Source organism: Streptomyces inhibens (assembly GCF_003389455.1).
Classification (GTDB): Bacteria; Actinomycetota; Actinomycetes; order Streptomycetales; family Streptomycetaceae; genus Streptomyces; species Streptomyces inhibens.
In genome coordinates this window covers 1-24,110 of record NZ_QUAC01000175.1, presented here as the reverse complement: position 1 = coordinate 24,110, position 24,110 = coordinate 1, and the positions used below count along the sequence as shown (strand labels likewise).

The window sequence follows — 24,110 nt, the reverse complement described above, 5'->3', positions numbered from 1 at the left end:
CGCCCGGCAGCGAATTCGCTGCCGGGCGGCTCTGTGGTTACTGGTGTGGATCAGCGGTTCAGTTCTCGAGGCCCAGATCGCAAGCCTTGTTGGCGTGCTCCGGCTTGACGCGTATGGCCGTCAGTATGCCTTGGCAGAAGCCGACATTCCCGTGTCGCGTTATCCAGTCGCCGGTGCCCGCGAGGCTGCACGCACTGCGCACCTTGGGTCCCACCGTGTACCCGAAGTCGGCCAGGAACGACGTGCACTGCTTGGTGGTGGCGTGAGCCGGTGCGGTCGCCACGATCGGAAGCGCACCTGCCGCCACCAGTACTCCAGTCGCCGCGGCGAAGCGACGTACTGCGTTGCGCATGACAATCCCCTCGTTGTTGATCTTTCGGTCGAGGTGAAGGTAGCAGTCGGTGAATCCCGCTTTGCCGGCATGCGTGAGGTTTTGGCCAATGCTCTGCCGGATGTGTTGGTTCGCCTCGCCGTAAGCGAAAGGCGCTCGACGAGGCATCCTCATCGAGCGCCTTGAAGCCTCAAGGAACGGGGCGGTATCGCTACTTCTCCTTGCGGACCGCGTTGCGGATCTTGGCGGTCTTGTCGGAGAGCTCCTCCGCACTGGGCGTTGTGGCCGTGGCGGCGCCGGAGGGGGACGGGGCGGCCGCCATCTGGACGACGCCGATGGCGCTGTTGTCGCCCCAGATGCAGGTGGAGACGCTGACGGGCACAGTCACGCCGCCCCGCGAGACCGTGACCTTCTGCGCCCTGCACTTCATCACCGCACCGTCGAAGTCGCTCGGTGAGTACTCGGTCGTCGGCGTGACGTCCTCGACCTTGGCGTCCCCCATGGTCTTCTTCTCGTTCTCGTCCACCTTGGCGAACATCTGGCTGACAGTGCCCTCGGGGTCGCCGATGGTGCCGTACACGCCAATCACGGTCATCGTCAGCCCGCCGTCGGCCTTGTAGCTGCCCCTGACGCCCTTGCTGTTGGTGATGCCCAGTGCCTTGGCTTCCTTGTCGTTGGCGAAGTCCTCGGCTCCCTGGCCGGCTCCGGGGACCTTCGAGAACTGCCCGCTCAGCAGCTTCTCCGGCAGCGAGATCGTGTACGGCTTCACATCCCCGCCCGACCCGAAGACGAAGTACGCGCCCACGCCGATCGCGGCGACGACCGCGACCGCGCCGATGATCAGGCCGATCTTCTTGCCGCTGCCGCCGGACTCCGGGGGGCCCTGGGGGATCACGCCGTAGGGGGTCTGCTGGCCGCCGTACGGGGGCTGCTGGCCATAGGCGGGCTGGGCGGGCTGCTGGGGGTAGCCGTAGCCCTGCTGGGGGGCCGGCTGGCCCTGGGGGTAGCCGTAGGCCTGCTGCGGAGGCACCTGGCCGCCTTGCTGCGGGTAGCCGTAACCGGGCTGGGGGGCCGGCGGCTGCTGCGGCTGGCCGTACGGGCCGGGCTGCTGGGGCTGCTGTCCGTACGGGCCGGGAGGCGGCTGGTTGTAGCTCATGGAGCGGTTCCCCTCGTGACAACTGAAGACAGTTGAAGTTCTGCGTGTGAAGTACTGCGATGTTTATGCGCTGCCGACATCCTGTATGACGCCGCTGACAGCCGGTGCCCCGGGGGCGAAACCGATTCGAAGCTGCTACATCCGCGCCCGTACACTGTCCGTCGTGACCGAGAACACTCAGCAGAGCAACCACAGCGCCCCCGAACTGCCGACTCAGTACACGCCGGCCGATGTAGAGGGGCCGCTGTACGAGCGCTGGGTAGAGCGGGGTTACTTCGAGGCGGACGAGAAGAGCGAGAAGCCGCCGTACACGATCGTCATCCCGCCGCCGAACGTCACGGGCTCCCTGCACCTGGGGCACGCCTTCGAGCACACGCTGATCGACGCGCTCACGCGTCGTAAGCGGATGCAGGGCTACGAGACGCTCTGGCAGCCGGGCATGGACCATGCCGGTATCGCCACCCAGAACGTCGTGGAGCGCGAGCTCGCCAAGGAGGGCGTTTCGCGGCACGACCTGGGCCGTGAGGCGTTCGTCGAGCGGGTCTGGCAGTGGAAGGACGAGTCCGGCGGGCAGATCTCGGGCCAGATGCGGCGGCTGGGCGACGGCGTCGCCTGGTCGCGGGAGCGCTTCACGATGGACGAGGGCCTGTCCAAGGCCGTCCAGACGATCTTCAAGCGGCTCTACGACGACGAGCTGATCTACCGCGCCGAGCGGATCATCAACTGGTGCCCGCGCTGTCTGACCGCCATCTCGGACATCGAGGTGGAGTACCAGGAGGACGACGGCGAGCTCGTCTCGATCCGGTACGGCGAGGGCGAGGCGTCGATCGTCGTGGCGACGACGCGTGCCGAGACGATGCTCGGTGACACCGCCGTCGCGGTGCACCCGGAGGACGAGCGGTACGCCCATCTCGTCGGCACCGAGATCGAGTTGCCGCTGACCGGCCGCCGTATCCCGGTCGTCGCGGACGAGCATGTCGACCCGGAGTTCGGCACCGGCGCCGTCAAGGTCACGCCTGCGCACGACCCCAACGACTTCGAGATCGGGCGCCGGCACGGCCTGCCGAACCTCGCCGTTCTCGACGAGCGCGGTGTGATCACGGCGCACGGCCCGTTCCAGGGTCTGGACCGCTTCGAGGCCCGTTCGGCGATCGTCGGCGCACTGCGCGCCGAGGGCCGGATCGTCGCCGAGAAGCGTCCGTACCCGCACTCCGTCGGGCACTGCTCACGCTGCAAGACCACCATCGAGCCCCGGCTGTCGATGCAGTGGTGGGTCAAGGTCGGCCCGCTGGCGAAGGCCGCGGGTGACGCGGTCCGCGAGGGCAAGGTCAAGATCCACCCCAAGGAGATGGAGTCGCGGTACTTCGGCTGGGTGGACAACCTTCACGACTGGTGCATCTCGCGCCAGTTGTGGTGGGGTCACCGCATTCCGGTCTGGTACGGGCCGAGCGGTGAGGTCGTCTGCGTCGGACCGGACGAGCAGCCGCCGAGCGGCGAGGGCTGGCACCAGGACACCGACGTCCTGGACACCTGGTTCTCGTCCGGGCTGTGGCCGTTCTCCACGCTCGGCTGGCCCGAGCAGACCCCGAGCGTCGAGAAGTTCTATCCGAACTCTGTGCTGGTCACCGGCTACGACATCCTCTTCTTCTGGGTCGCCCGGATGATGATGTTCGGGCTGTACGCGATGGACGGCACCCCGCCGTTCCACACCATCGCGCTGCACGGCATGGTCCGTGACCAGTTCGGCAAGAAGATGTCCAAGTCCTTCGGGAACGCGGTCAATCCGCTGGACTGGATGGACGCCTACGGGTCGGACGCCGTTCGGTTCACGCTGGCGCGCGGCGCGAACCCCGGTGTCGACGTCCCGATCGGCGAGGACTGGGTCCAGGGGTCCCGTAACTTCGCCAACAAGATCTGGAACGCCACGCGGTTCGCGCTGATGAACGGTGCGACGGTCGAGGGTGAACTCCCGCCCGCCGAGCAGCTGTCGGCGACCGACCGGTGGATCCTCTCCCGGCTGAACTCGGTCGTCGCCGAGGTCGACGCGTACTACGACGACTACCAGTTCGCGAAGCTGTCGGACACCCTCTTCCACTTCGCCTGGGACGAGGTCTTCGACTGGTACGTCGAGCTGTCCAAGACCACGTTCATGGCGGGCGGACCGGCCGCCGACGCCTCGCGCCGGGTGCTGGGCGAGGTCCTGGACGTCACGCTGCGACTGCTGCACCCGATCGTCCCGTTCGTCACCGAGACCCTGTGGACGACGCTGACCGGCGGTGAGTCGCTCGTCATCGCCGAATGGCCGGCCGACTCCAGCTTCCGGGACGCGGCCGCGGAGCGGGAGATCGAGAGCGTTCAGCAGGTCGTGACCGAGGTCCGCCGCTTCCGCTCCGACCAGGGCCTTCAGCCGGGCCAGAAGGTCCCGGCGCAGCTGGACCTGTCCGGTACGGCGCTGGCCGCGCACGAGGCCGCGATGCGCTCGCTGCTGCGGCTGCAGCCGGCCGGTGAGGGCTTCAGCGCCACCGCCTCGCTGCCCGTCGCGGGCGCGACGGTCGCCCTGGACCTGTCCGGCGCCATCGACGTCGAGGCGGAGCGCAAGCGCCTGACGAAGGATCTGTCCGCAGCGGAGAAGGAGAAGGCGCAGGCCCTCGGCAAGCTCGGCAACGAGGCGTTCCTCGCCAAGGCGCCGGAGAAGGTCGTGGACAAGATCCGCGGCCGGCTGGAGACCGCGGAGGCGGACATCGTCCGGATCACCGCGCAGCTGGCGGCCCTGCCCAAGGCGTAGCACCGGTCCCATGGACCTGCGCAGGCCCCTCGTCCTCACGGGCGGGGGGCCTGCGCCGTCCCCGCCGTCCCCCGCGCCCCCGTTCGCGTACCGGCCAGAGCAGGACGTACGCCGTCGAGACGGCCACGAACGCCAGGCGGATCAGGCCGCGCGCGGCGTCGTCGGGGACGGCGAAGACGCTGCCGTAGAGGATGAGCAGCGCCAGCCAGCTCCACCAGGGGACCAGGCGGCGCTGTCCGATGACGTCCCACAGCAGGGTGCCGAGCAGCACCGACGCGGTGTAGTACGTGTAGACGCTGGGGTCGAGGACGATACGGGCGTTGGCGCCCAGCAGGACCACCGCCGCCCAGCGGCCGCGCCAGACGGCTATCGAGCCCAGTGCCAGGCCGAGGGCGGCCTGCGCGGGGCGGTCCCAGCCGGGGGTCTCCGGGTCGCCGACGCCCAGCCAGCGCAGGGCGGACGCCGGATGGTTGGGGATGGCGAACTTCGCCGCGGCGAACGACTGCGAGTCGCCGATGAAGAACGGCAGCCAGGCGACGGCGACCAGACCCGCGCACCACAGGCCGGCCCGCAGCCACTTCTCCCTGGGGAGGGCGAGCAGCAGGGGGACAAAGGCGAGGGCGGTGGGTTTGGAATCCATCGCGAGAGCCAGGAAGACGCCGGTGAGGGCGGCATTGCCGCGGGTGACGGCGCGGACCGCGAGGGCGGTGAAGAACAGCGCGAGGACGTCGTCGAGGTGCCCGAAGCGGACCGCGACCTCGATCCACATGGGGATGAAGGCCAGTCCGGCTATCAGTACGCGCTGCCGCAGCCGCTGGTGGTTGGTGCCGGTGCCCAGGAAGTGATGGGCGGCGCTGCGGCCCGCCAGCACCACGATGACCAGGCCGAGCAGCGACATCAGGGCCGCGGCGAGGAACTGGCCGGTGGCCTCGGGGAAGGGGTTGAACAGGCCGGCCGTCAGAAAGCTGAGCGGGCCCATCTGGAGCTCGGGGTGGTGCGCGTAGAGGTTGAGCCCGCCGGTGCCGTCGCCCGAGGTGCCCTGGTAGATCAGTTCGCCGCCGCTGCGCAGATAGTGCCAGGAGAACCCGCCGTGCGGCTCCACGACGGCGAACCACAGCACGGTCCAGGCGGTGAGCAGCACCAAATGCATCCGCTGACTGATTGCCGGCACTCGTCTTCAGCTCCTGCCTTCCCGACCGCTGCCTGCTCCGGACACACACAGCCCGCCGTCGAAGAGGGGGAAAAGCGGCAGAAAGTTGTTCCGGCCGGCGGATCGGGCCGATGCGGGCCGCTTTCACGGCGCTCTCAGGGCGCTCTCATGAAGCCGAGGCACGGTGGACCAAAATGCCGGAGTTCGGCAGAGACGCCAGTTCAGCACGGAGGAGCCGCGCCCCATGAACAAGCCACTGCGACGGGTCTCGGTCTTCTGTCTCGCCCTGATACTCGCGCTGATGGGCTGGGCCACGTGGATCCAGGGCGCAAAGGCCGGTGACTTCAAGGAGGACCCGCACAATCCGCGGGTGGCGATCGGCAAGTACGCGGCGCCGCTGGGCAACATCCTCGTCGACGGGAAGCCGGTCACCGGCTCCGCCGCCACCTCCGCCACGCTGAAGTACAAGCGGACCTACAAGGACGGCCCGCTGTACGCGCCGGTCACCGGCTTCTCCTCGCAGATCTTCGGCAGCAACCAGCTGGAGAGCCTCTACGGCGACCTCCTTGACGGCTCCGACAGCCGGCTGCAGAGCCCCGCGGACGCGCTGACCCGTACGCGGGCCAAGGGCGGCGATGTGGCCACCACCATCGACTCCAAGGTGCAGCGGGCCGGCTACCGGGCACTGGGCGACAAGAAGGGCGCCGCGGTCGCCCTGGATCCGGCCACGGGGCGGATCCTGGGCATGGTCAGCACACCGTCGTACGACCCGGGGAAGATCGCCGGGTCCTCCGCCGCCGACCAGAAGGCCTGGCAGAAGCTGTCCGACGACACCGACAACCCCGAGGTCAACCGGGCGTTGCGGCAGCCGCTGCCGCCCGGCTCCACCTTCAAGCTGGTGGTCGCCGCGGCCGCGCTGGAGAACGGCCTGTACGCGTCGGTGGACGAGCCCACCGACAGCCCCGACCCGTACACCCTCCCGCACACCCGCACCACGCTCACCAACGAGAACGCCGCCGCGCCCTGCAAGAACGCGGACATCCGCACCGCGCTCCAGTACTCCTGCAACACCGTCTTCGCGAAGATGGCCGTCGACCTGGGTAAGGACAAGGTCAAGGCACAGGCCGAGAAGTTCGGCTTCAACGACAGCAAGGTGGACACCCCGGTGCGGGCCGCCAAGAGCGTCTACCCCGGCGACATGGACGAGGCCCAGACCGCGCTGTCCGGGATCGGCCAGTTCAACGACCAGGCGACCCCGCTGCAGATGGCGATGGTCGCCTCGGCCCTCGCCAACGGCGGCGAGCTGAAGACCCCGCAGCTGGTCGACAGGCTGACCGACGGCGGCGGCAACACCGTCCAGGAGAACGGTCCGAAGACGTACGGCAAGGCCATGTCGGCGCACACGGCCGCGCAGCTGCGGTCGGCGATGCAGACGGTCGTGGACAAGGGCACCGGGTCCCACGCGAAGATCGACGGACTGACCGTCGGCGGCAAGACCGGTACCGCCCAGCACGGCGTCGACAACAGCGGCACGCCCTACGCCTGGTTCGTCTCGTACGCCGAGGACGGCAACGGGCACCAGGTGGCGGTGGCCGTGATGGTCGAGGACGGTCATGCCGCCCGCAACGAGGTGTCCGGCAACGGGCTGGCGGCCCCGATCGCGCGGGCCATGATGCAGGCCGCACTGTCGTAAGGCACCGGGCGCCGCCGGCGTACGCGGGGGGCCGCGGCACCGCTGTACGCGCGCGGGCCGGGGCGACGATCATGCCGACCGGGCCCGAGGTCACGGCGCATGCGGGGCGGACGGCAGCGCAGCGCACCGCTGTCACACGTGCCTCGTAGACTGGTCGGCGTGAGCGAGCGCCCCCAGAACGACGACCCCGACCCGAACGACGCCTTCGACGAACTGGTCGATGCGGAGACCGACAGAGATCCCGATCTTGCGGTGATCGAGGCCGGCAGCCGGACCCTGCGTGCGCAGGCCGGACCGCCGCAGGACGGTGTTCCCGCGCGGCCCGGCGACCCCGAGGTCGACCGTGCGCTGCGCGCCGTCGAGGAGGAGCTGGCCGGCCGCTGGGGCGAGACCAAGCTCGACCCGTCGGTCCAGCGCATCGTGGCGCTGCTGGACATCCTGGGCTCGCCGCAGCGCGCGTACCCGTCCATCCACATCACCGGCACCAACGGCAAGACCAGCACCGCCCGCATGATCGAGGCCCTGCTGTCGGCCTTCGACCTGCGCACCGGCCGCTACACGAGCCCGCATGTCCAGTCCATCACCGAGCGGATCAGCCTGGACGGCGGCCCGATCTCCGCCGAGCGCTTCATCGAGACCTACCGGGACATCGCCCCGTATCTGGAGATGGTCGACTCCCAGCAGGAGTTCCGCCTGTCGTTCTTCGAGGTGCTGACCGCGATGGCGTTCGCCGCCTTCGCGGACGCCCCGGTGGACGCCGCGGTCGTCGAGGTCGGCATGGGCGGCACCTGGGACGCGACGAACGTCATCGACGGCGATGTCGCCGTCATCACCCCGATCGCGCTGGACCACACCGACCGGCTGGGGGAGACGCCCGAGCAGATCGCCGGCGAGAAGTCCGGGATCATCAAGAAGGACGCCACGGTCGTGCTGGCCCAGCAGCCGGTGGACGCGGCGTCGGTGATGCTCAAGCGCGCGGTCGAGGTGGATGCCACGGTCGCCCGTGAGGGCATGGAGTTCGGGGTGCTCTCCCGTGAGGTCGCGGTCGGCGGCCAGATGCTGACGCTGCGCGGCCTGGGCGGCGAATATCCCGAGGTCTTCCTCCCGCTGTACGGCGCCCACCAGGCGCACAACGCCGCGGTGGCGCTCGCCGCGGTCGAGGCGTTCTTCGGCGTCGGCTCGGACCACGCCCGCACGCTGGACATCGACACCATCCGCTCCGCGTTCGCCGCCGTCTCCTCGCCCGGCCGGATGGAGGTCGTCCGGCGCAGTCCGACGGTCGTGCTGGACGCGGCGCACAACCCCGCGGGCGCCCAGGCGGCGGCCGAGGCGGTCACCGAGGCGTTCGGGTTCAGCCGGCTGGTGGGCGTCGTCGGCGCCAGTGCGGACAAGGACGTACGGGGTTTCCTGGAGGCGTTCGAGCCGATCTTCGCCGAGGTCGTGGTGACCCGTAATTCCAGCCATCGTGCGATGGATCCCGATGAGCTGGCGGCGGTCGCCGTCGAGGTCTTCGGCGCCGAGCGGGTCCAGGTCGAGCCGCGGCTCGACGACGCCCTGGAGGCGGCGATCACCCTCGCCGAGGAAGAGGGCGAGTTCTCCGGAGCGGGTGTGCTGGTGACCGGCTCGGTGATCACGGTCGGCGAGGCCCGACTGCTGCTGGGGAGGAGCTGACCATGCGCACACTGTGTGCGAGCACCCTGATAGGCGAGTTCTTCGTGATCGGCTTCGCCGGCCTGGTCGCGATGCAGCTGACCGATCTGTCGACGGCCACGATCTGGACGGTCAGCGGGATCGCGATGCTGCTGACCGTCCTGCTGTGCGGCATGCTGACCCGCCCCGGCGGCGTCCAGCTCGGCTGGGCGCTCCAGATCGCCCTGATCGCCAGCGGCTTCGTGGTCCCGACGATGTTCTTCCTGGGCGCGGTCTTCGCGGCCCTGTGGTGGGCGTCGGTCCACTTCGGCCGCAAGGTCGATGCGGCGAAGGCCCGTTGGGCGGCCCAGGCCGAGGCCTCGGGCGACTCGGCGGGGGAGCCGGTGGGCGGGACGGCGTAGCGCGGCCGCGGCGGGGCCCGCAGGGGCCGCGTCGGAGGCCGGGGGTTGGACCGCGTACGGCGTTGTCACCCATGTAGCCTCAGTGCACCCGCTGACCGTTGTTCATATCCAGGGAGTCCCTCCGTGAGCCAGCGCACCCTCGTCCTCCTCAAGCCCGACGCCGTCAAGCGCGGTCTGATCGGCGAGATCATCGGCCGTATCGAGAAGAAGGCCGGCTGGACGATCAGCGCGCTGGAGCTGCGCGGCCTGGACCGCGAGATCCTGGAACAGCACTACGCGGAGCACGTCGGCAAGCCGTTCTACGAGCCCCTGGTCGCCTTCATGTCCTCCGGACCGGTTGTTTCGATGGTCGTCGAGGGTGAGCGGGTGATCGAAGGCGTGCGGGCGCTGGCCGGTCCGACTGACCCGATTGCCGCGCCGAGTGGGTCCATTCGTGGGGACTTCGGAACGATCACCCGAGAGAATCTGATCCATGCATCGGATTCCGAAGAGTCCGCAGAGCGCGAGATCAAGATTTTCTTTCCGGGGATTTCCTGACACTTCATCAGCTGTACACCCCCCGTGACCAGGGGCGACCGACAAAAACATCGGTCGCCCTTTGGTGTATGCGACACGATCGGGGGAACGCATCACCGCGACACGACGTCACCATTAAGGGGGGCGGGTGCGTGTACGGCTGACAATGGCGGAACAGCCTCCCGACGTGTTCGAGTGGGCGCACTACGAACTACGATGGAGGCTTCCGCGCCTCACAGCGCATCACCTCCTGCCGACCTCCAGTAAGCATTCGCTCCAGTTGGGAAGGCCAGACGTATCCTCATGGGGAACAACATGTCGTTCATCGGCCGTGACATGGCTGTCGACCTCGGGACCGCCAACACGCTGGTGTACGTCAGGGGCCGCGGAATCGTCCTCAACGAGCCGTCGGTCGTGGCCATCAACACCAACACCGGCGGCATCCTCGCGGTAGGTGCCGAGGCGAAGAAGATGATCGGGCGCACGCCCGGCAACATCGTCGCCGTACGGCCCCTGAAGGACGGCGTGATCGCCGACTTCGAGATCACCGAGCGGATGCTCCGCTACTTCATCCTCAAGATCCACAAGCGTCGCTATCTGGCCCGCCCGCGGGTCGTGGTGTGCGTTCCCTCCGGTATCACCGGAGTTGAGCGCCGCGCGGTCATCGAGGCCTCGACCCAGGCCGGCGCGCGCCAGGTCCACATCATCGAGGAGCCGATGGCCGCCGCGATCGGCTCCGGCCTGCCGGTCCACGAGGCCACCGGCAACATGGTCGTGGACATCGGCGGCGGCACCACCGAGGTCGCGGTCATCTCCCTCGGCGGCATCGTCACCGCCCAGTCCATCCGGGTGGCCGGCGACGAGCTCGACAACGCGATCATCCAGCACATCAAGAAGGAGTACAGCCTTCTGCTGGGCGAGCGCACCGCCGAGAGCATCAAGATCACCATCGGCTCGGCGTACGACCTCGAACAGGACGAGCACACCGAGATCCGCGGCCGCGACCTGGTCTCCGGCCTGCCGAAGACCGTCGTCATCTCGGCAGCCGAGGTCCGCAAGGCCATCGAGGAGCCGGTCAACTCCATCGTCGACGCGGTCAAGACGACGCTCGACAAGTGCCCGCCGGAGCTGTCCGGTGACGTCATGGACCGCGGCATCGTGCTCACCGGCGGCGGCGCCCTGCTCCGCGGCCTCGACGAGCGGCTGCGCCGCGAGACCGGTATGCCCATCCACATCGCCGAGGACCCGCTCGACTCCGTCGCGCTCGGTTCCGGCAAGTGCGTCGAGGAGTTCGAGGCGCTCCAGCAGGTCCTCGACTCCCAGCCCCGCCGGTAACAAGGGCCGAATCCCGACCGCGCAGCGGCCGTCATGCGGCGTCCGCGGCGGTCGGGCACCATGGCGACAGCAGCCGTTCCGGCCGGCGGACAGCGGATCTGCGAATCGCTGATATACAGGCACAACATCCCGACAGACACGGTGCACTGACGCTTCACCATCCGGCACCGTCATATCAAGGCACAACGCTCAACTCCCGAACGAGACCGGCGGGGCCCGCAGCCGGCCGGTCCTACGAGGAAGGACACGGCCGCCGCACGTGAGGGACACACGAGAGAGCCGGCTGCTGCTGGTGCTGCTGGTCGCGATCGCGTTCGCGCTGATCACGGTCGATATCCGAGGCGGCGAACAGTCCCCGCTCGATGGCGCCCGGCAAGCCGCCGCCTCCGCCTTCGGCCCGGTCGAAAGCGGCGTCGCCCGCGTGGTGAACCCGATCGGCAACGCGGTCGGAGCCGTACGCGACTCCGGCCGGCGGCACGACCGGATCAGCAAGCTGGAGCACGAGAACGAGGCGCTCAAGGCCAAGCTCGGCTCCTCCGACCGCAACCGCAGCCGTGCCGCCGAGCTCGACAAGATCCTCAAGACCGCGGGCACCGGCCAGTACGCCATCAAGGGCGCCCAGGTCATCGCCATCGGTTCGGCCCAGGGCTTCTCCTGGACCGTCACCATCGACGCCGGCAGCCGCGACGGCATCGCCCGCGACATGACCGTCCTCAACGGCGACGGTCTGGTCGGCCGGGTCACCACCGTCGGCGCCGAAACCTCCACCGTGCTGCTGGCCGCCGACCCCGACTTCACCGTCGGCACCCGCATGGAGAAGACCAACGAGATCGGCTTCGCCAACGGGCAGGGCGTCCGCTCGCTGCGCGTTCAGCTCCTCAACGGCCGGGCCGACGTCAAGAAGGGCGACCGGCTGGTCACCTTCGGCTCCAGCAAGGACAAGCCGTTCGTGCCCGGCGTGCCCGTCGGCAAGGTCGTCAAGGTCGAGCCGTCCCACGGCGATCTGACCCGCACCCTCCAGGTCCGGCCCTTCGTCGCCTTCTCCCAGCTCGACATCGTCGGCGTCGTCGTCCAGCCGCCCCGCGAGGACCCGCGCGACACCGTCCTGCCGCGCCGGCCGGCCAAGCCCAAGCCGATTCCGACGGTCACCGTCACGGCCACCCCCTCCGCGAGCGCTTCTCCCAGGAGCTGACCGATGCGCATCAACCGGATCCTGCTCTCGGCCCCGCTGGTGGTCGTCGCCCTCGTCATCCAGGTCAGTATCCTCGCGCGCCTCCAACTGCCCGGCGCCGTACCGGATCTGCTGCTGCTGGTCGTGGTCGGCCTCGCGCTGGTCTACGGCCACGTCGGCGGCTCGCTCGTGGGCTTCTTCGCCGGACTGCTGGCCGACCTCGCCCCGCCCTCCGACCACGCCATCGGCCGCTATGCGCTGGTGCTCTGCGTCATCGGCTATGTCGCGGGCCTGACCAAGCCGGACTCCGGGCAGCACCGCTCGGCGACGTTGCCGCTGATGGTCGTCATCGGTGCCGCCATCGGCTCGACGCTGATGTACGCCGGCGTCGGCTCGCTCGTCGGCGACACCGCCGCCCGGCACGTCGGCATCGTCGGACTGCTGCTCAGCGCCACCCTCTACGACCTGCTGCTCGCCCCCTTCACCGTCCCGCTGGTGATGGCGATGGCGCGCAGAACCGAGGGCGATCCGCTGGTCGGCGACGGCTCCGGCAGTACCAGCGGCTCGGCCAACGACTCGGGGTACGGCTGGCTCACCACCGGCACCGGCCTCAAGGCCAGCCGCGGCGCCATGAAGTCCATGCGCACCGGGTCGTCCAAAGGGGCGCGCATCGGCAGCCAGCGCAGCGGCCTGCTCGGCAAGTCGGCCCGCGACAAGGCGGGCCGCATCAAGGGGGTCAAGCGGCTGTGACGCCCTCCCGTCTTCCGACCACCACCCCTCGTGGAGGCGCTGCGCGCCATGAGTAATCTCCCGGAAACCCGGACCTCCCGCGTCTCGGTCCGGCTCATCGCGATCCAGATCCTGGTCTTCTCCCTGCTGCTCACCCTCGGCGGCCGGCTCTGGTATCTGCAGATCCGCAACGGCCAGGAGTACGCCAACGAGGCGAGAAGCAACCACGTCCAGCAGGTCATCGAGCCCGCCACCCGCGGCTCGATCCTCGACGCCCGCGGAGTGCCGCTGGCCGACAACCAGACCCGTCTGGTCGTCTCCGCCAGCCGTACCGAACTGCTGAAGATGAAGGACGACGGCAAGGCCGTGCTCGGCCGGCTCGCCAAGGTGCTCGGCATGTCCGACAAGGAGATCCGCAACAAGGTCCGCCTGTGCGACTCCAAGACCCCGCAGCCCTGCTGGAACGGTTCGCCCTACCAGCCGATCCCGATCACCGACGAGGCCACCACCCAGCAGGCCCTCCAGATCCGCGAGCGCTCCGAGGACTTCCCCGGCATCAGCGCCGAGCCCACCGCCGTCCGCCGCTACGCCGCCCCCGGCGACGCCAACACCGCCCAGGTCCTCGGCTACCTCTCCCCGGTCACCGACGAGGAGATCAACAAGGCCAAGAACAGCCGCTCGCCGCTGCTGCGCTCCGACCAGATCGGCCGGTCCGGTCTGGAGCGCCAGTACGACGACTACCTGCGCGGCAAGGCCGCCGTCACCCGCTACGAGGTCGACAACCTCGGCCGGGTCATCGGCCAGGCCAACAGCGAGAAGGGCCAGGCCGGCGCGAGCGTCGTCACCAGCGTCGACGCCCGCGTCCAGGCCATAGCGGAAAAGCAGCTGGACCAGGCCATGAAGGACGCCCGCCAGGTTCACGACAAGAACACCGGCACCAACTACAAGGCCGACTCGGGCGCCGTGGTCGTCATGGAAGCGAAGACCGGCCGGGTGGTGGCGATGGCCTCCAACCCCACCTACGACCCCAACGCGTGGGTCGGCGGGATCTCCGGCAAGGACTACGCCCATCTCACCGGCAAGGACTCCAACTACCCGCTGCTGAACCGCGCCATCCAGGGACAGGCCGCCCCCGGCTCGATCTTCAAGGTCATCTCGACCTCGGCCGCGATCAACGCGGGCTACGACTTCAACGGCCACTACCCGTGCACCAGCTCGTACAGCATCGGCGGCCAGGTCTTCAAGAACTTCGAGGGAGAGGGTCACGGCGACATCAGCCTGGGCCGCGCGCTGGAGGTCTCCTGCGACACCGTCTTCTACCGGCTCTCGCACGAGGAGTGGAAGAAGGACGGCGGCGACAAGCCGAAGAAGGACCGCCACGACTGGTTCTACAAGACCGCCCACCAGTTCGGCCTCGGCAAGGAGACCGGCATCGACCTCCCCAACGAGGTCAGCGGCCGGGTCCCCGACCGCAAGTGGAAGCACGACTTCTGGATGGCCAACAAGGCCGGCTGGTGCGAGCAGGCCAAGGCCTGGCCGAAGAAGAAGGACTTCGGCACCAAGCTCGCCCGTGAGGGCTGCCTCGAAGGCATGAAGCTGCACGCCTACGACTCGATCAACTACGCCATCGGACAGGGCGACACCCTCGTCACCCCGATCCAGATGGCGACCATCTACGCCGCGATCAGCAACGGCGGCACGCTGTACGACCCGACCGTCGGCAAGGCGATCGTCAGCCCCGACGGCAAGCACATCCAGATGATCAAGCCCAAGTCGCACGGCAAGCTGCCCGACACGTCCAAGACGCTCCGGCAGATCGACTCGGCGCTGGCCGGCGTCGCCGTCCGCGGTACCGCCGCCTGGCGCTTCCAGGGCTGGCCGCAGGACAAGATCCCGATGCACGCCAAGACCGGTACCGCCGAGGTCTACGGCAAGCAGACGACCTCGTGGTTCGCGACGTACACCAAGGACTACACGATCGTCATGACGATCTCCCAGGGTGGTACGGGCTCCGGCGCCTCCGGCCCGGCCGTGCGCAACATCTACAACGCCCTGTACGGAGTCAGCCCCGAGGGCGAGATCGACCCGAAGACCGCTCTGCTGCCGAAGCCGCAGGCCTCGCTCCCCAAAATCGAGGGTGACGGCACGATCAAGGCGCAGCCCATCAAGCCGTACGTCCTGCCGTCGCCGTCACCCTCGGGGAGCCCACAGTGACGACCAGCCACACCTCCCGGGCCTTCTCCATCCGCCGCTACACCCCCGAGCTCGGCACCTGGGGCAAGCTGACCGCGCGTGACTCCGTGGTGCGCAAGCTGGACTGGATACTGCTGCTGTCCTGCCTGGCGCTGTCGCTCATGGGCTCGGTGCTGGTCTTCTCCGCCACCCGCAACCGCACCGCGCTCAACCACAACGACGAGTACTTCTTCTTCCTGCACCACCTGCTCAACACCGGCATCGGCCTGGCGCTGGCCGCCGGCACGATCTGGCTGGGCCATCGCACGCTGCGCGGCGCGATCCCGATCCTGTACGCCCTGTCGGTCGTGCTGGCGCTGCTGGTGCTGACCCCGCTGGGCGCCACCATCAACGGCTCGCGTTCCTGGCTGGCGATCCCCGGCGGCTTCTCCCTCCAGCCCGCCGAGTTCGCGAAGATCACCATCACGCTCGGCATGGCGATGATCCTGGCGGCCCGGGTCGACGCGGGCGACCGCCCGCACCCCGACCACCGCACCGTCGTCCAGGCCCTCGGCCTGGCCGCCGTCCCTGTCGCCGTCATCCTGCTGATGCCCGACCTCGGTTCGGTCATGGTGCTCGGCGCCGTCATCCTCGGCGTGCTGCTCGCCTCCGGCGCCTCCAACCGCTGGATCCTCGGCCTGGTGGGCACCGGCGTCGTCGGCTGTGTCGCCATCTGGCAGCTCGGTCTGCTCGACGACTACCAGATCGCCCGCTTCGCCGCGTTCGCCAACCCGAGCCTCGACCCGGCCGGCGTCGGCTACAACACCAACCAGGCCCGGATCGCGATCGGCGGCGGCGGACTGACCGGCTCTGGGCTCTTCCACGGCAGTCAGACCACCGGCCAGTTCGTCCCCGAGCAGCAGACGGACTTCATCTTCACCGTCGCCGGCGAGGAGCTCGGCTTCCTCGGTGCGGGCCTGATCATCGTCCTGCTCGGCATCGTCCTGTGGCGCGCCTGCCGGATCGCCCGCGAGTCCACCGAGCTCTACGGCACGATCGTCGCGGCCGGCATCATCGCCTGGTTCGCCTTCCAGTCCTTCGAGAACATCGGCATGACGCTCGGCATCATGCCGGTCACCGGCCTCCCGCTGCCGTTCGTCTCCTACGGCGGCACCTCCATGTTCGCGGTCTGGATCGCCATAGGGCTGCTCCAGTCGATCCGCGTACAACGCCCCCTGTCGGCCTCCCGCTGACTCCGCGCCATCGCCCGCTCCGCGTCATCGGTCGATGCGCAGCTCGAACCACAGCGACGTGGACCGCGGCAGGCCCGCGAAGGGCGTGGTGCCCCAGTCGTCGGCGAGATGGCTGGTCAGCAGCAGACCGAGATCGGCCTCCTGCTCACCGGCCGCCGGCGCCGGCCGCGGAAGGCGGATCGGCGCCTCGTCGTGCACGCTGATCCGCACTCCGTGCTCCGCGGTCAGCAGCCGCAGCAGGATGTCCGCGGACCGCGGCGTCCGCAGATGGGAGCTGGTGACCGCCTCCGAGGTGAGCAGCACCGCGGTGTCCAGCAGCGGGGCCAGCGGCGTACGGCGCAGCACGGCGCGTACGAAGTCGCGGGCGGCCTTCGGGGTGGTGGGTGCGCTCGGCGCGGCCAGCAGGAACGGGCGGGCGCCCGCCGAGATGCGGATGGGTGTTCTGACGACGGCTGTGGTGTGGGGGTGCACGGGCGTCTCCCTCTCCTGAGGGGTCGAGTGAGCACCGGAGGCGCCACTCTGTGTGTGTGGTTCGTGACACACCGTAAGGCACGTTCCATGGCAAGTGCTACCCGCTCGTCCGGACCTGATATGCCCGTGGTGGTTCCCGGGTCGGGTGGGTGGTCCTCGGCCGGGACGATGGCTAAATTCGATGCATGGCGGACACCGTGCGGGAAATCGAGCGGAAGTACGAGGCCGGCGACGACACACAGCTGCCGGACCTGGCCGGGATCGACCGGGTCGCAACCGTGGTGGAACAGGGCGTCGAGGTCCTGGACGCCCTCTACTACGACACCGCCGACCAGCGTCTCGCCGCGGACGGCATCACGCTGCGGCGGCGCACCGGCGGCAAGGACGCCGGCTGGCATCTGAAGCTGCCCGTCGCACCCGGAGTACGGGACGAAGTGCGCGCACCGCTGTCCGACACGCCCCCCGCCGAGCTGACCGCGCTCGTACGCTCACGGGTGCTGGACCAGGAGCTGATCCCGCTCGTACGGCTGCGCACACGGCGCACGGTCCGGCTGCTCCAGGACGCCGCGGGCGCCCCGCTCGCCGAGGTGGCGGAGGACACGGTGCGGGCGCGGCGGGCCGGCGAGGCGGGGGAGACGGGGGAGACGGGGGAGACGGGAGCGGGCCCCGCCGAGGCCCGGTGGCGCGAGATCGAGGTCGAGCTGATCGAGGACGGCGACGGGGACGCCGGGCTGCTCGACGAGATCGGCCGGGCGCTGGCCGCGGCGGGGGTCCGCCCCGCCGCGGCGGCGTCGAAGCTCGCCCGGGCGCTGACCGAGACCGGGCTGGAGCGCGCCCGGCCCGACAAGGACCGCACCAAGGGCTCCGGGAAAGGCTCCGGGAAACGCTCCGGGAAACGCTCCGGGAAACGCTCCGGGAAGGCGGGCCGCACCGCCGGGGACATCGTGCTGCGCTACGTCCGCGAGCAGGTGCGCGTGATCATCGAACTGGATCCGGCGGTACGCCGCGACCTCCCCGACTCGGTGCACCAGATGCGGGTCGCCACCCGCCGGCTGCGCAGCGCATTCCGCTCGTACGCCAAGGTGCTGGACCGCGCCGTCACCGAGCCCATCGGCATCGAACTCAAGTGGCTGGCAGCGGAGTTGGGGGTGGACCGGGACCGCGAGGTGCTGACCGAGCGGCTGCGGGCCGGACTGGCGGAGCTGCCCCGGACGCTACGGCTGGGACCGGTGGCGGCCCGGCTGCGCATCTGGTCGGAGCGGCGCCGCGCCGGCTCACGGGGCCGGCTGCTCGCCGTATTGGACGGGCCGCGCTACCTCTCGCTGCTGAAGACCCTGCACGCCCTCCTGGAGGCGCCGCCGCTGCGCAAGGCCGCCACCCGGCCGGCGCCCGAGGTGGTGGCCCAGGCCGTGCTGAAGGACTACCGGCGGCTGGCCCGCCGTATGGAGACCGCGCTGGACACCCCGGCCGGACAGGCCCGGGACGAGGCGCTGCACGGCGCCCGCAAGGCGGCGAAGCGGACGCGCTACGCCGCGGAGGCGGCCCGCCCGGCGCTCGGGCGCCCGGCGAAGAGGTTCGCCCGGTGGACCAAGCGGGTGCAGCAGCTGCTGGGCGACCACCAGGACAGCGTCGTGGCGCGCGGCGCACTGCGCGAGCTGGCGACCCAGGCACAGCAGGCCGGCGAGGGCGGCTTCACGTTCGGTCTGCTGTACGGCCGAGAGGAGGCCCGCGCGGCCGATCGGGAGCGGGAGCTGCCGGGGGTGTGGGCGAAAGCCTCCCGGGCCGGCCTGCGTGCCCGGCTCAGGCCGTAACCGCACAGGTGGTCGATCGTTTCATCGGTGCACGGCTGCTCCGCCGACGCGGAGGTGATCCACCGTGGGACGAGTGCGAAGTGCGCTGGACCCTGTGCTCCCCGCCACTGCGGGGGTGTCCGATCGCCGTGCGAGGGGGTGACTTTGAGCGGTTACGCTTGAGAGTCGCCCCCTGCCAGCTCACGAAGGTTCGAGATGTCTGCCGAGTCGGTCTTCCCACAGCTCGAGGCCCTGCTTCCGCATGTGCAGAAGCCCATCCAGTACGTCGGCGGTGAGCTGAACTCCACCGTCAAGGATTGGGACTCCTGTGACGTCCGCTGGTCGCTCATGTACCCGGACGCGTACGAGGTCGGTCTGCCCAACCAGGGCGTCATGATCCTCTACGAGGTCCTCAACGAGCGCGAGGGCGTGCTGGCCGAGCGCACGTACAGCGTGTGGCCGGACCTCGAAGCGCTGATGCGTGAGCACAACGTCCCGCAGTTCACCGTCGATGCGCACCGCCCCGTCGGCGCCTTCGACGTGCTCGGCGTCTCGTTCTCGACCGAGCTGGGCTACACCAACCTGCTCACCGCCCTGGACCTGGCCGGCATCCCGATGGAGTCCAAGGACCGTACGGAGGACCACCCGCTCATCCTCGCGGGCGGCCATGCGGCCTTCAACCCCGAGCCGATCGCGGACTTCCTGGACTGCGCTGTGGTCGGCGACGGCGAGCAGGCGGTGCTGGAGATCACCGACATCATCCGCGCCTGGAAGGCCGAGGGCAGGCCGGGCGGCCGCGATGAGCTGCTGTTCCGCCTCGCGAAGACCGGCAGCGTCTACGTCCCCAAGTTCTACGACGTCGAGTACCTGGCCGACGGGCGGATCTCCCGCGTCGTGCCCAACCGCTCCGGCGTCCCGTGGCGGGTCTCCAAGCACACCGTCATGGACCTGGACGAGTGGCCCTACCCCAAGCAGCCGCTCGTCCCCCTGGCCGAGACCGTCCATGAGCGGATGTCGGTCGAGATCTTCCGTGGCTGCACCCGCGGCTGCCGCTTCTGCCAGGCCGGCATGATCACGCGCCCTGTACGGGAGCGAAGCATCACCGGTATCGGCGAGATGGTGGAGAAGGGTCTGAAGGCCACGGGATTCGAGGAGGTCGGCCTGCTGTCGCTGTCCTCCGCGGACCACACCGAGATCGGCGACATCGCGAAGGGCCTCGCCGACCGGTACGAGGAAGACAAGATCGGACTGTCGCTGCCGTCGACCCGGGTCGACGCCTTCAACATCGATCTTGCCAACGAGCTGACGCGCAACGGCCGCCGCTCGGGTCTGACCTTCGCGCCGGAGGGCGGCAGCGAGCGGATCCGCAAGGTCATCAACAAGATGGTCTCGGAAGAGGACCTGATCAGGACCGTCTCGACGGCCTACGGCAACGGCTGGCGGCAGGTGAAGCTCTACTTCATGTGCGGTCTGCCGACCGAGACCGACGAGGACGTCCTCCAGATCGGCGACATGGCGGTCAAGGTCATCGCCGAGGGCCGCAAGGTCTCCGGGCAGAACGACATCCGCTGCACGGTCTCCATCGGCGGCTTCGTCCCCAAGCCGCACACGCCGTTCCAGTGGGCGCCGCAGCTGAGCGCCGAGGAGACCGACGCCCGGCTCGAAAAGCTCCGCGACAAGATCCGCGGTGACAAGAAGTACGGCCGCTCCATCGGCTTCCGCTACCACGACGGCAAGCCGGGCATCGTCGAGGGCCTGCTCTCGCGCGGCGACCGCCGTGTCGGCTCGGTCATCCGCGCCGTCTACGAGGGCGGCGGCCGCTTCGACGGCTGGCGCGAGCACTTCTCCTACGACCGGTGGATGAAGGCCGCGGAGGAGACGCTGCCCGCGTTCGGCGTGGACGTCGCCTGGTACACCACGCGTGAGCGTACGTACGAGGAGGTCCTGCCCTGGGACCACCTGGACTCCGGCCTCGACAAGGACTGGCTCTGGGAGGACTGGCAGGACGCCCTCGACGAGACCGAGGTCGAGGACTGCCGCTGGACCCCGTGCTTCGACTGCGGCGTGTGCCCGCAGATGGACACCGAGATCCAGATCGGCCCGACCGGCAAGAANGTGCCCGCAGATGGACACCGAGATCCAGATCGGCCCGACCGGCAAGAAGCTGCTTCCGCTGACGGTCGTCAAGTAGCCCTTCCCGTAAGCGCCTTCGGCCCGGCCCCGCACCCCGCGGGGCCGGGCCGTCGCGTACTCCCGCAGAATGTGGCGATGCCGGCACCGCAGCTGATCGCCCCCACCGTCGATGTCCACGCTTCGTTCCTCGCCGCGATGGACGAATTCCGTGCCGACGGTGCGGAGGCCACCCCGCGCTCCAACCTGGCCCGCGAGCTGAGGACTTGGCGCACCCGCTGGCCCACCGCCGAGGGGTTCGCCGAGTACGTCGGCACGGTCGGCGGCATCGTGTACGACGAACGTGCCGACGGTGTGGTCCCCATGACCACGCGCTGGTGGGTGGACGGCGGCAGCTACCTGGGCCGCGTCATCTTCCGCCACCACCTCACCGCATCTCTGCTCACCTGGGGCGGCCATATCGGCTACGCCGTACGGCCCGGGGCCCGCCGCCGTGGCCATGCCACCGCGATGCTGCGCGCCGCGCTGCCGATCGCCTGTCACGAGCTGGGCATCGACCCGGTGTTGGTCACTTGTGATGCCACCAATACCGGCTCGCGTAAGGTCATCGAGGCCTGCGGCGGGGTGTTCGAGGACCAGCGGGACGAGAAACTGCGCTACTGGATCCACGCCGGAACGCAAGCGACGCACCCGCACGTCTGAGGTGCCGAAGGACAGACAAAGGGGGAGGGGCGGATGGGGCCGATGGAGCCCGCCGGCCAGGAGCGGGAGGTGCCCGCACGGTACGAGCCGGGTGAGGGCTGTGTGACCACGGTGGTCCGGCTTCCGGTGCGGATCGTGGTGCTGGTGCTCGTGGTGCCGGTGCGTCTGGTGTGGGACGCGCTGGCTGCCGCCGGCCGGGCCGTCGACCGGACCGTGCTGCGCCCCCTCGGCCGGGCGCTGGCCTGGCTGTGGCGGACCCTCGTCGTGATACCCGCGGCATGGGCCTGGCGCACCCTCGTCGTGACGCCGGTGGCATGGGCCTGGCGAACCCTCGTGGTGATCCCGCTCGCATGGACCTGGCGCACGCTGATCGTCGCCCCGCTGGCCGGACTGTGGCGGTATGTCCTCGCCCCGGCCGGCCGGGGGATCGCGGCCGCCGTGGCGTGGCTGGCGCACTGCCTGGTGGTGGTCCCGGCCCAGTGGCTGTACGCGTACGTACTGACGCCGCTCGGGCACGGCATCGCCTGGCTGCTGCGCGCGCTGGGCGTGGCGCTGGTGTGGCTGGGCAAGGCGCTGTTCGTGTGGCCGTGGGTGGCGCTGTGGCGGTATCTGCTGGCCCCGGTCGGCCGGGGGATCGCGGTGGCCGTGGCGTGGCTCGTGCGCTACCTGGTCGTGGTGCCGGCCCAGTGGCTGTATGCGTCCGTGTTGACGCCGGTCGGGCACGGTATCGCCTGGGTGGTGCGGGGTATCGCCACGGTCCTTGTGACGCTCGTCCGGTGGATCGTGGTCGTGCCGGTCGTCGCCCTGTGGAGGTATGTGCTCGCGCCGGTCGGCCGGGCGCTGGCCGCCGTGGTGACGGTGATCGTCCGCGAGGTCGGGGCCGCGCTCGGGCTCTGCTGGCGGGTCGCCGGGGTGATCTCCTGTGCCGTCGGCAGGTTCCTCGGCACGCTGCTGCGGTGGATCTTCGTCGAACCGCTGCGCTGGGCGTACCGCAGTGTGCTCACCCCGCTCGGGCACGGCATCCGGGACGGCATCTGGCGGCCGGTCCGGCAGGCGCTGCGCAGCGCCCGGGAGACCGTGCGGCAGACCCGTAGGGAGATCCGGCGCGCCCTGTTCGGCGCGCCCCGGGAGTCGGAGCGGGCCGTGACCGAGGTGCCCCGCCGGGAACCGGGGGCCCGCGAGACACGTACTCTAGGTAGCAGTACGACCGCACTCACGAAGGACTGAGCGACACTGGGCAAGCGACAGCCCGAAGGCCCGCCGCCCGCACCGGCGGTGCAGCGCATCCGACTGCGCTACACCAAGCGCGGCCGCCTCCGGTTCACCAGCCACCGCGACTTCCAGCGCGCTTTCGAGCGGGCGCTGCGCCGCGCCGAGGTCCCCATGGCCTATTCGGCGGGCTTCACCCCGCACCCCAAGGTGTCGTATGCCAACGCCGCCCCGACCGGTACGGGCAGCGAGGCCGAATATTTGGAGATTCAGCTCGCCGAGCACCGCGATCCGGAAAAGCTTCGCGAACTGCTCGACGAGTCGCTGCCGGCCGGGCTCGATGTGATCGACGCCGTCGAGGCGCACACCAGCGGGCTGGCCGACCGGTTGCAGGCCTCGGTGTGGGAGCTCCGGCTCGACGGGGTCGAGACCGAGGTGGCCGGGCACGCCGTCGAGGCGTTCCTTGCCGCGGAGGAGGTGCTGGTCGAGCGCCGTACGAAAAATGGCATGCGCACCTTTGACTCACGTGCCGCGGTGGCTCAGCTGGAGGCCTCCGATCGCGAGGGCGATAGGCCCGACGGCAAAGCCTGTGCGATACTGCGGCTGGTTGTTCGGCATGTGACACCTGCCGTTCGACCCGACGACGTCCTGTCCGGCCTCCGAGCTACGGCCGACCTGGCGCCGCCGGTCCCCGCTGCGGTGACCAGGCTGGCGCAGGGGCTGCTCGATGAGGAGACCGGCGCGGTGACTGACCCGCTAGCGCCCGACCGCGACGCTGCCACGGCCGCCCCACCCAGGCCGCCGGGCTGAGTGCCGCGAAGGCGCCGAGTGGGGCCTCCCCGGCAGCCGGGGAAGGTACTGCGTAGGACCGCCGTCGTCGCGTCGCCGATCAGCCAGGGAGCCACCCCGGTCCGGCAGACGCACTGACCAGGAGACTTTCGCCGGTCCCCGCCCTACGGGGCCCGGTGAGCGAGACGACAGCTCCCGTGCGGCGCCCACGCCCCGGACAGCGGGCCCGCGCTCATCACGCGGACCGTTACCGGAATCAGGCGCGGCGCCCGGGAGCGTGACGGGAGAACCGCCCGCATGCTCGAGCCCATTGAGCCCACTGATGCCACGAAGTCCCAGGACCGTGGCGCTGACGACAACCACTCACCCAGCGACACGCTGCCACCGCGGCGTCGGCGCCGTGCGGCTTCCCGGCCGGCCGGTCCGCCGACGTCCGATGGCGCCGCCGAAGCCGCGGTGCTGAGCACAGACGCCGCGCCCGCGGCGGATCCGGCCCCCGTGGAGGAGGGTGCGTCCACGGTCACCACCGGGGACGACGCCAAGCCCGCCCGTGCCCGCCGCCGCGCGACCCGTAAGGTCACGTCCCCGGCCGGGACCCCGCAGGAGGGCGCCGCCGAGCCGACCGAGGCTCCGGCCGCGCCGGCCGCCGCCGAGACGCCCGCCGAGGCCGCTGTGGA

At 70.0% G+C, this 24,110-nt stretch carries 17 protein-coding genes and 3 pseudogenes; 16 read left to right on the top strand and 4 right to left on the bottom strand.

Annotation, left to right across the window (positions count from 1 at the left end; all coding sequences use genetic code 11):
* Window positions 1–58: 58 nt before the first annotated feature.
* The gene (locus DY245_RS22120) at window positions 59–499 is read right to left on the bottom strand and encodes a hypothetical protein (protein WP_128508986.1); all 441 of its coding nucleotides are present in this window, start codon (window positions 497–499) and stop codon (window positions 59–61) included.
* A gap of 43 nt (window positions 500–542) precedes the next feature.
* Window positions 543–1,487 carry a hypothetical protein gene (locus tag DY245_RS22115; protein WP_128508985.1) on the bottom strand — a complete coding sequence of 315 codons (945 nt, stop codon included), beginning with the start codon at window positions 1,485–1,487 and terminating at the stop codon, window positions 543–545.
* Window positions 1,488–1,650: 163 nt separating this feature from the next.
* Here DY245_RS22115 and DY245_RS22110 point away from each other — a divergent pair, with 163 nt between their 5' ends.
* Window positions 1,651–4,272 (top strand): valine--tRNA ligase, encoded by a 2,622-nt coding sequence (locus DY245_RS22110; protein ID WP_128508984.1) that lies wholly within the window; start codon window positions 1,651–1,653, stop codon window positions 4,270–4,272.
* On the opposite strand, the gene DY245_RS22105 is transcribed toward DY245_RS22110, so the two are convergent.
* Window positions 4,238–5,443, bottom strand: coding sequence for a hypothetical protein (locus tag DY245_RS22105; protein ID WP_425329427.1), 1,206 nt, complete (start codon window positions 5,441–5,443; stop codon window positions 4,238–4,240). The two genes, DY245_RS22110 and DY245_RS22105, sit on opposite strands and share 35 nt — an antisense overlap.
* A 223-nt stretch (window positions 5,444–5,666) precedes the next feature.
* Between DY245_RS22105 and DY245_RS22100 the strand changes: the two genes are divergently transcribed.
* From DY245_RS22100 to rodA, 9 genes are all read left to right on the top strand, one after another.
* Window positions 5,667–7,115: a peptidoglycan D,D-transpeptidase FtsI family protein gene (locus DY245_RS22100; RefSeq protein WP_128508983.1), complete on the top strand. Its 1,449-nt coding sequence runs from the start codon at window positions 5,667–5,669 to the stop codon at window positions 7,113–7,115.
* Window positions 7,116–7,274: 159 nt separating this feature from the next.
* Entirely contained in the window at window positions 7,275–8,786 is a 1,512-nt protein-coding gene (folC, locus tag DY245_RS22095) for a bifunctional tetrahydrofolate synthase/dihydrofolate synthase (protein ID WP_128508982.1), read from the top strand.
* Between the two features lie 2 nt (window positions 8,787–8,788).
* Window positions 8,789–9,166, top strand: a complete 378-nt coding sequence (locus DY245_RS22090; RefSeq protein ID WP_128508981.1) for a DUF4233 domain-containing protein — start codon at window positions 8,789–8,791, stop codon at window positions 9,164–9,166.
* 123 nt (window positions 9,167–9,289) lie between these two features.
* Complete coding sequence (gene ndk, locus DY245_RS22085) at window positions 9,290–9,703, top strand: nucleoside-diphosphate kinase (protein WP_128508980.1); 414 nt, start codon at window positions 9,290–9,292, stop codon at window positions 9,701–9,703.
* 294 nt (window positions 9,704–9,997) lie between these two features.
* A complete protein-coding gene (locus tag DY245_RS22080) occupies window positions 9,998–11,017 on the top strand; it encodes a rod shape-determining protein (RefSeq protein ID WP_003985182.1) in 1,020 nt (339 codons plus the stop codon).
* Window positions 11,018–11,276: 259 nt separating this feature from the next.
* Window positions 11,277–12,209: a rod shape-determining protein MreC gene (gene mreC / locus DY245_RS22075; protein ID WP_128508979.1), complete on the top strand. Its 933-nt coding sequence runs from the start codon at window positions 11,277–11,279 to the stop codon at window positions 12,207–12,209.
* A gap of 3 nt (window positions 12,210–12,212) precedes the next feature.
* Complete coding sequence (gene mreD, locus DY245_RS22070) at window positions 12,213–12,938, top strand: rod shape-determining protein MreD (protein ID WP_128508978.1); 726 nt, start codon at window positions 12,213–12,215, stop codon at window positions 12,936–12,938.
* A gap of 48 nt (window positions 12,939–12,986) precedes the next feature.
* Window positions 12,987–15,131, top strand: coding sequence for a penicillin-binding protein 2 (gene mrdA / locus DY245_RS22065; RefSeq protein WP_128508977.1), 2,145 nt, complete (start codon window positions 12,987–12,989; stop codon window positions 15,129–15,131).
* Window positions 15,128–16,342 carry a rod shape-determining protein RodA gene (rodA, locus tag DY245_RS22060; RefSeq protein ID WP_128508976.1) on the top strand — a complete coding sequence of 405 codons (1,215 nt, stop codon included), beginning with the start codon at window positions 15,128–15,130 and terminating at the stop codon, window positions 16,340–16,342. The genes mrdA and rodA overlap by 4 nt, the downstream gene beginning before the upstream one ends.
* A gap of 24 nt (window positions 16,343–16,366) precedes the next feature.
* Here rodA and DY245_RS22055 read toward each other — a convergent pair whose 3' ends face one another.
* On the bottom strand, window positions 16,367–16,813 hold the full coding sequence (locus tag DY245_RS22055; RefSeq protein WP_128508975.1) for an ATP-binding protein: 447 nt from the start codon (window positions 16,811–16,813) through the stop codon (window positions 16,367–16,369).
* Between the two features lie 185 nt (window positions 16,814–16,998).
* On the opposite strand from DY245_RS22055, the gene DY245_RS22050 reads away from it, so the two are divergent.
* From DY245_RS22050 to DY245_RS22030, 6 genes and pseudogenes are all read left to right on the top strand, one after another.
* Window positions 16,999–18,624: a CYTH and CHAD domain-containing protein gene (locus tag DY245_RS22050; protein ID WP_128508974.1), complete on the top strand. Its 1,626-nt coding sequence runs from the start codon at window positions 16,999–17,001 to the stop codon at window positions 18,622–18,624.
* 195 nt (window positions 18,625–18,819) lie between these two features.
* Window positions 18,820–20,717, top strand: a pseudogene (locus tag DY245_RS22045) (TIGR03960 family B12-binding radical SAM protein); the annotation flags it as partial.
* A gap of 154 nt (window positions 20,718–20,871) precedes the next feature.
* Window positions 20,872–21,435 (top strand): GNAT family N-acetyltransferase, encoded by a 564-nt coding sequence (locus DY245_RS45320; protein ID WP_220377930.1) that lies wholly within the window; start codon window positions 20,872–20,874, stop codon window positions 21,433–21,435.
* Window positions 21,436–21,477: 42 nt separating this feature from the next.
* Window positions 21,478–22,662: a hypothetical protein gene (locus tag DY245_RS22040; protein ID WP_128508987.1), complete on the top strand. Its 1,185-nt coding sequence runs from the start codon at window positions 21,478–21,480 to the stop codon at window positions 22,660–22,662.
* Between the two features lie 48 nt (window positions 22,663–22,710).
* Window positions 22,711–23,510, top strand: a pseudogene (locus DY245_RS22035) (TIGR03936 family radical SAM-associated protein).
* Between the two features lie 220 nt (window positions 23,511–23,730).
* Window positions 23,731–24,110, top strand: a pseudogene (locus DY245_RS22030) (hypothetical protein); the annotation flags it as partial.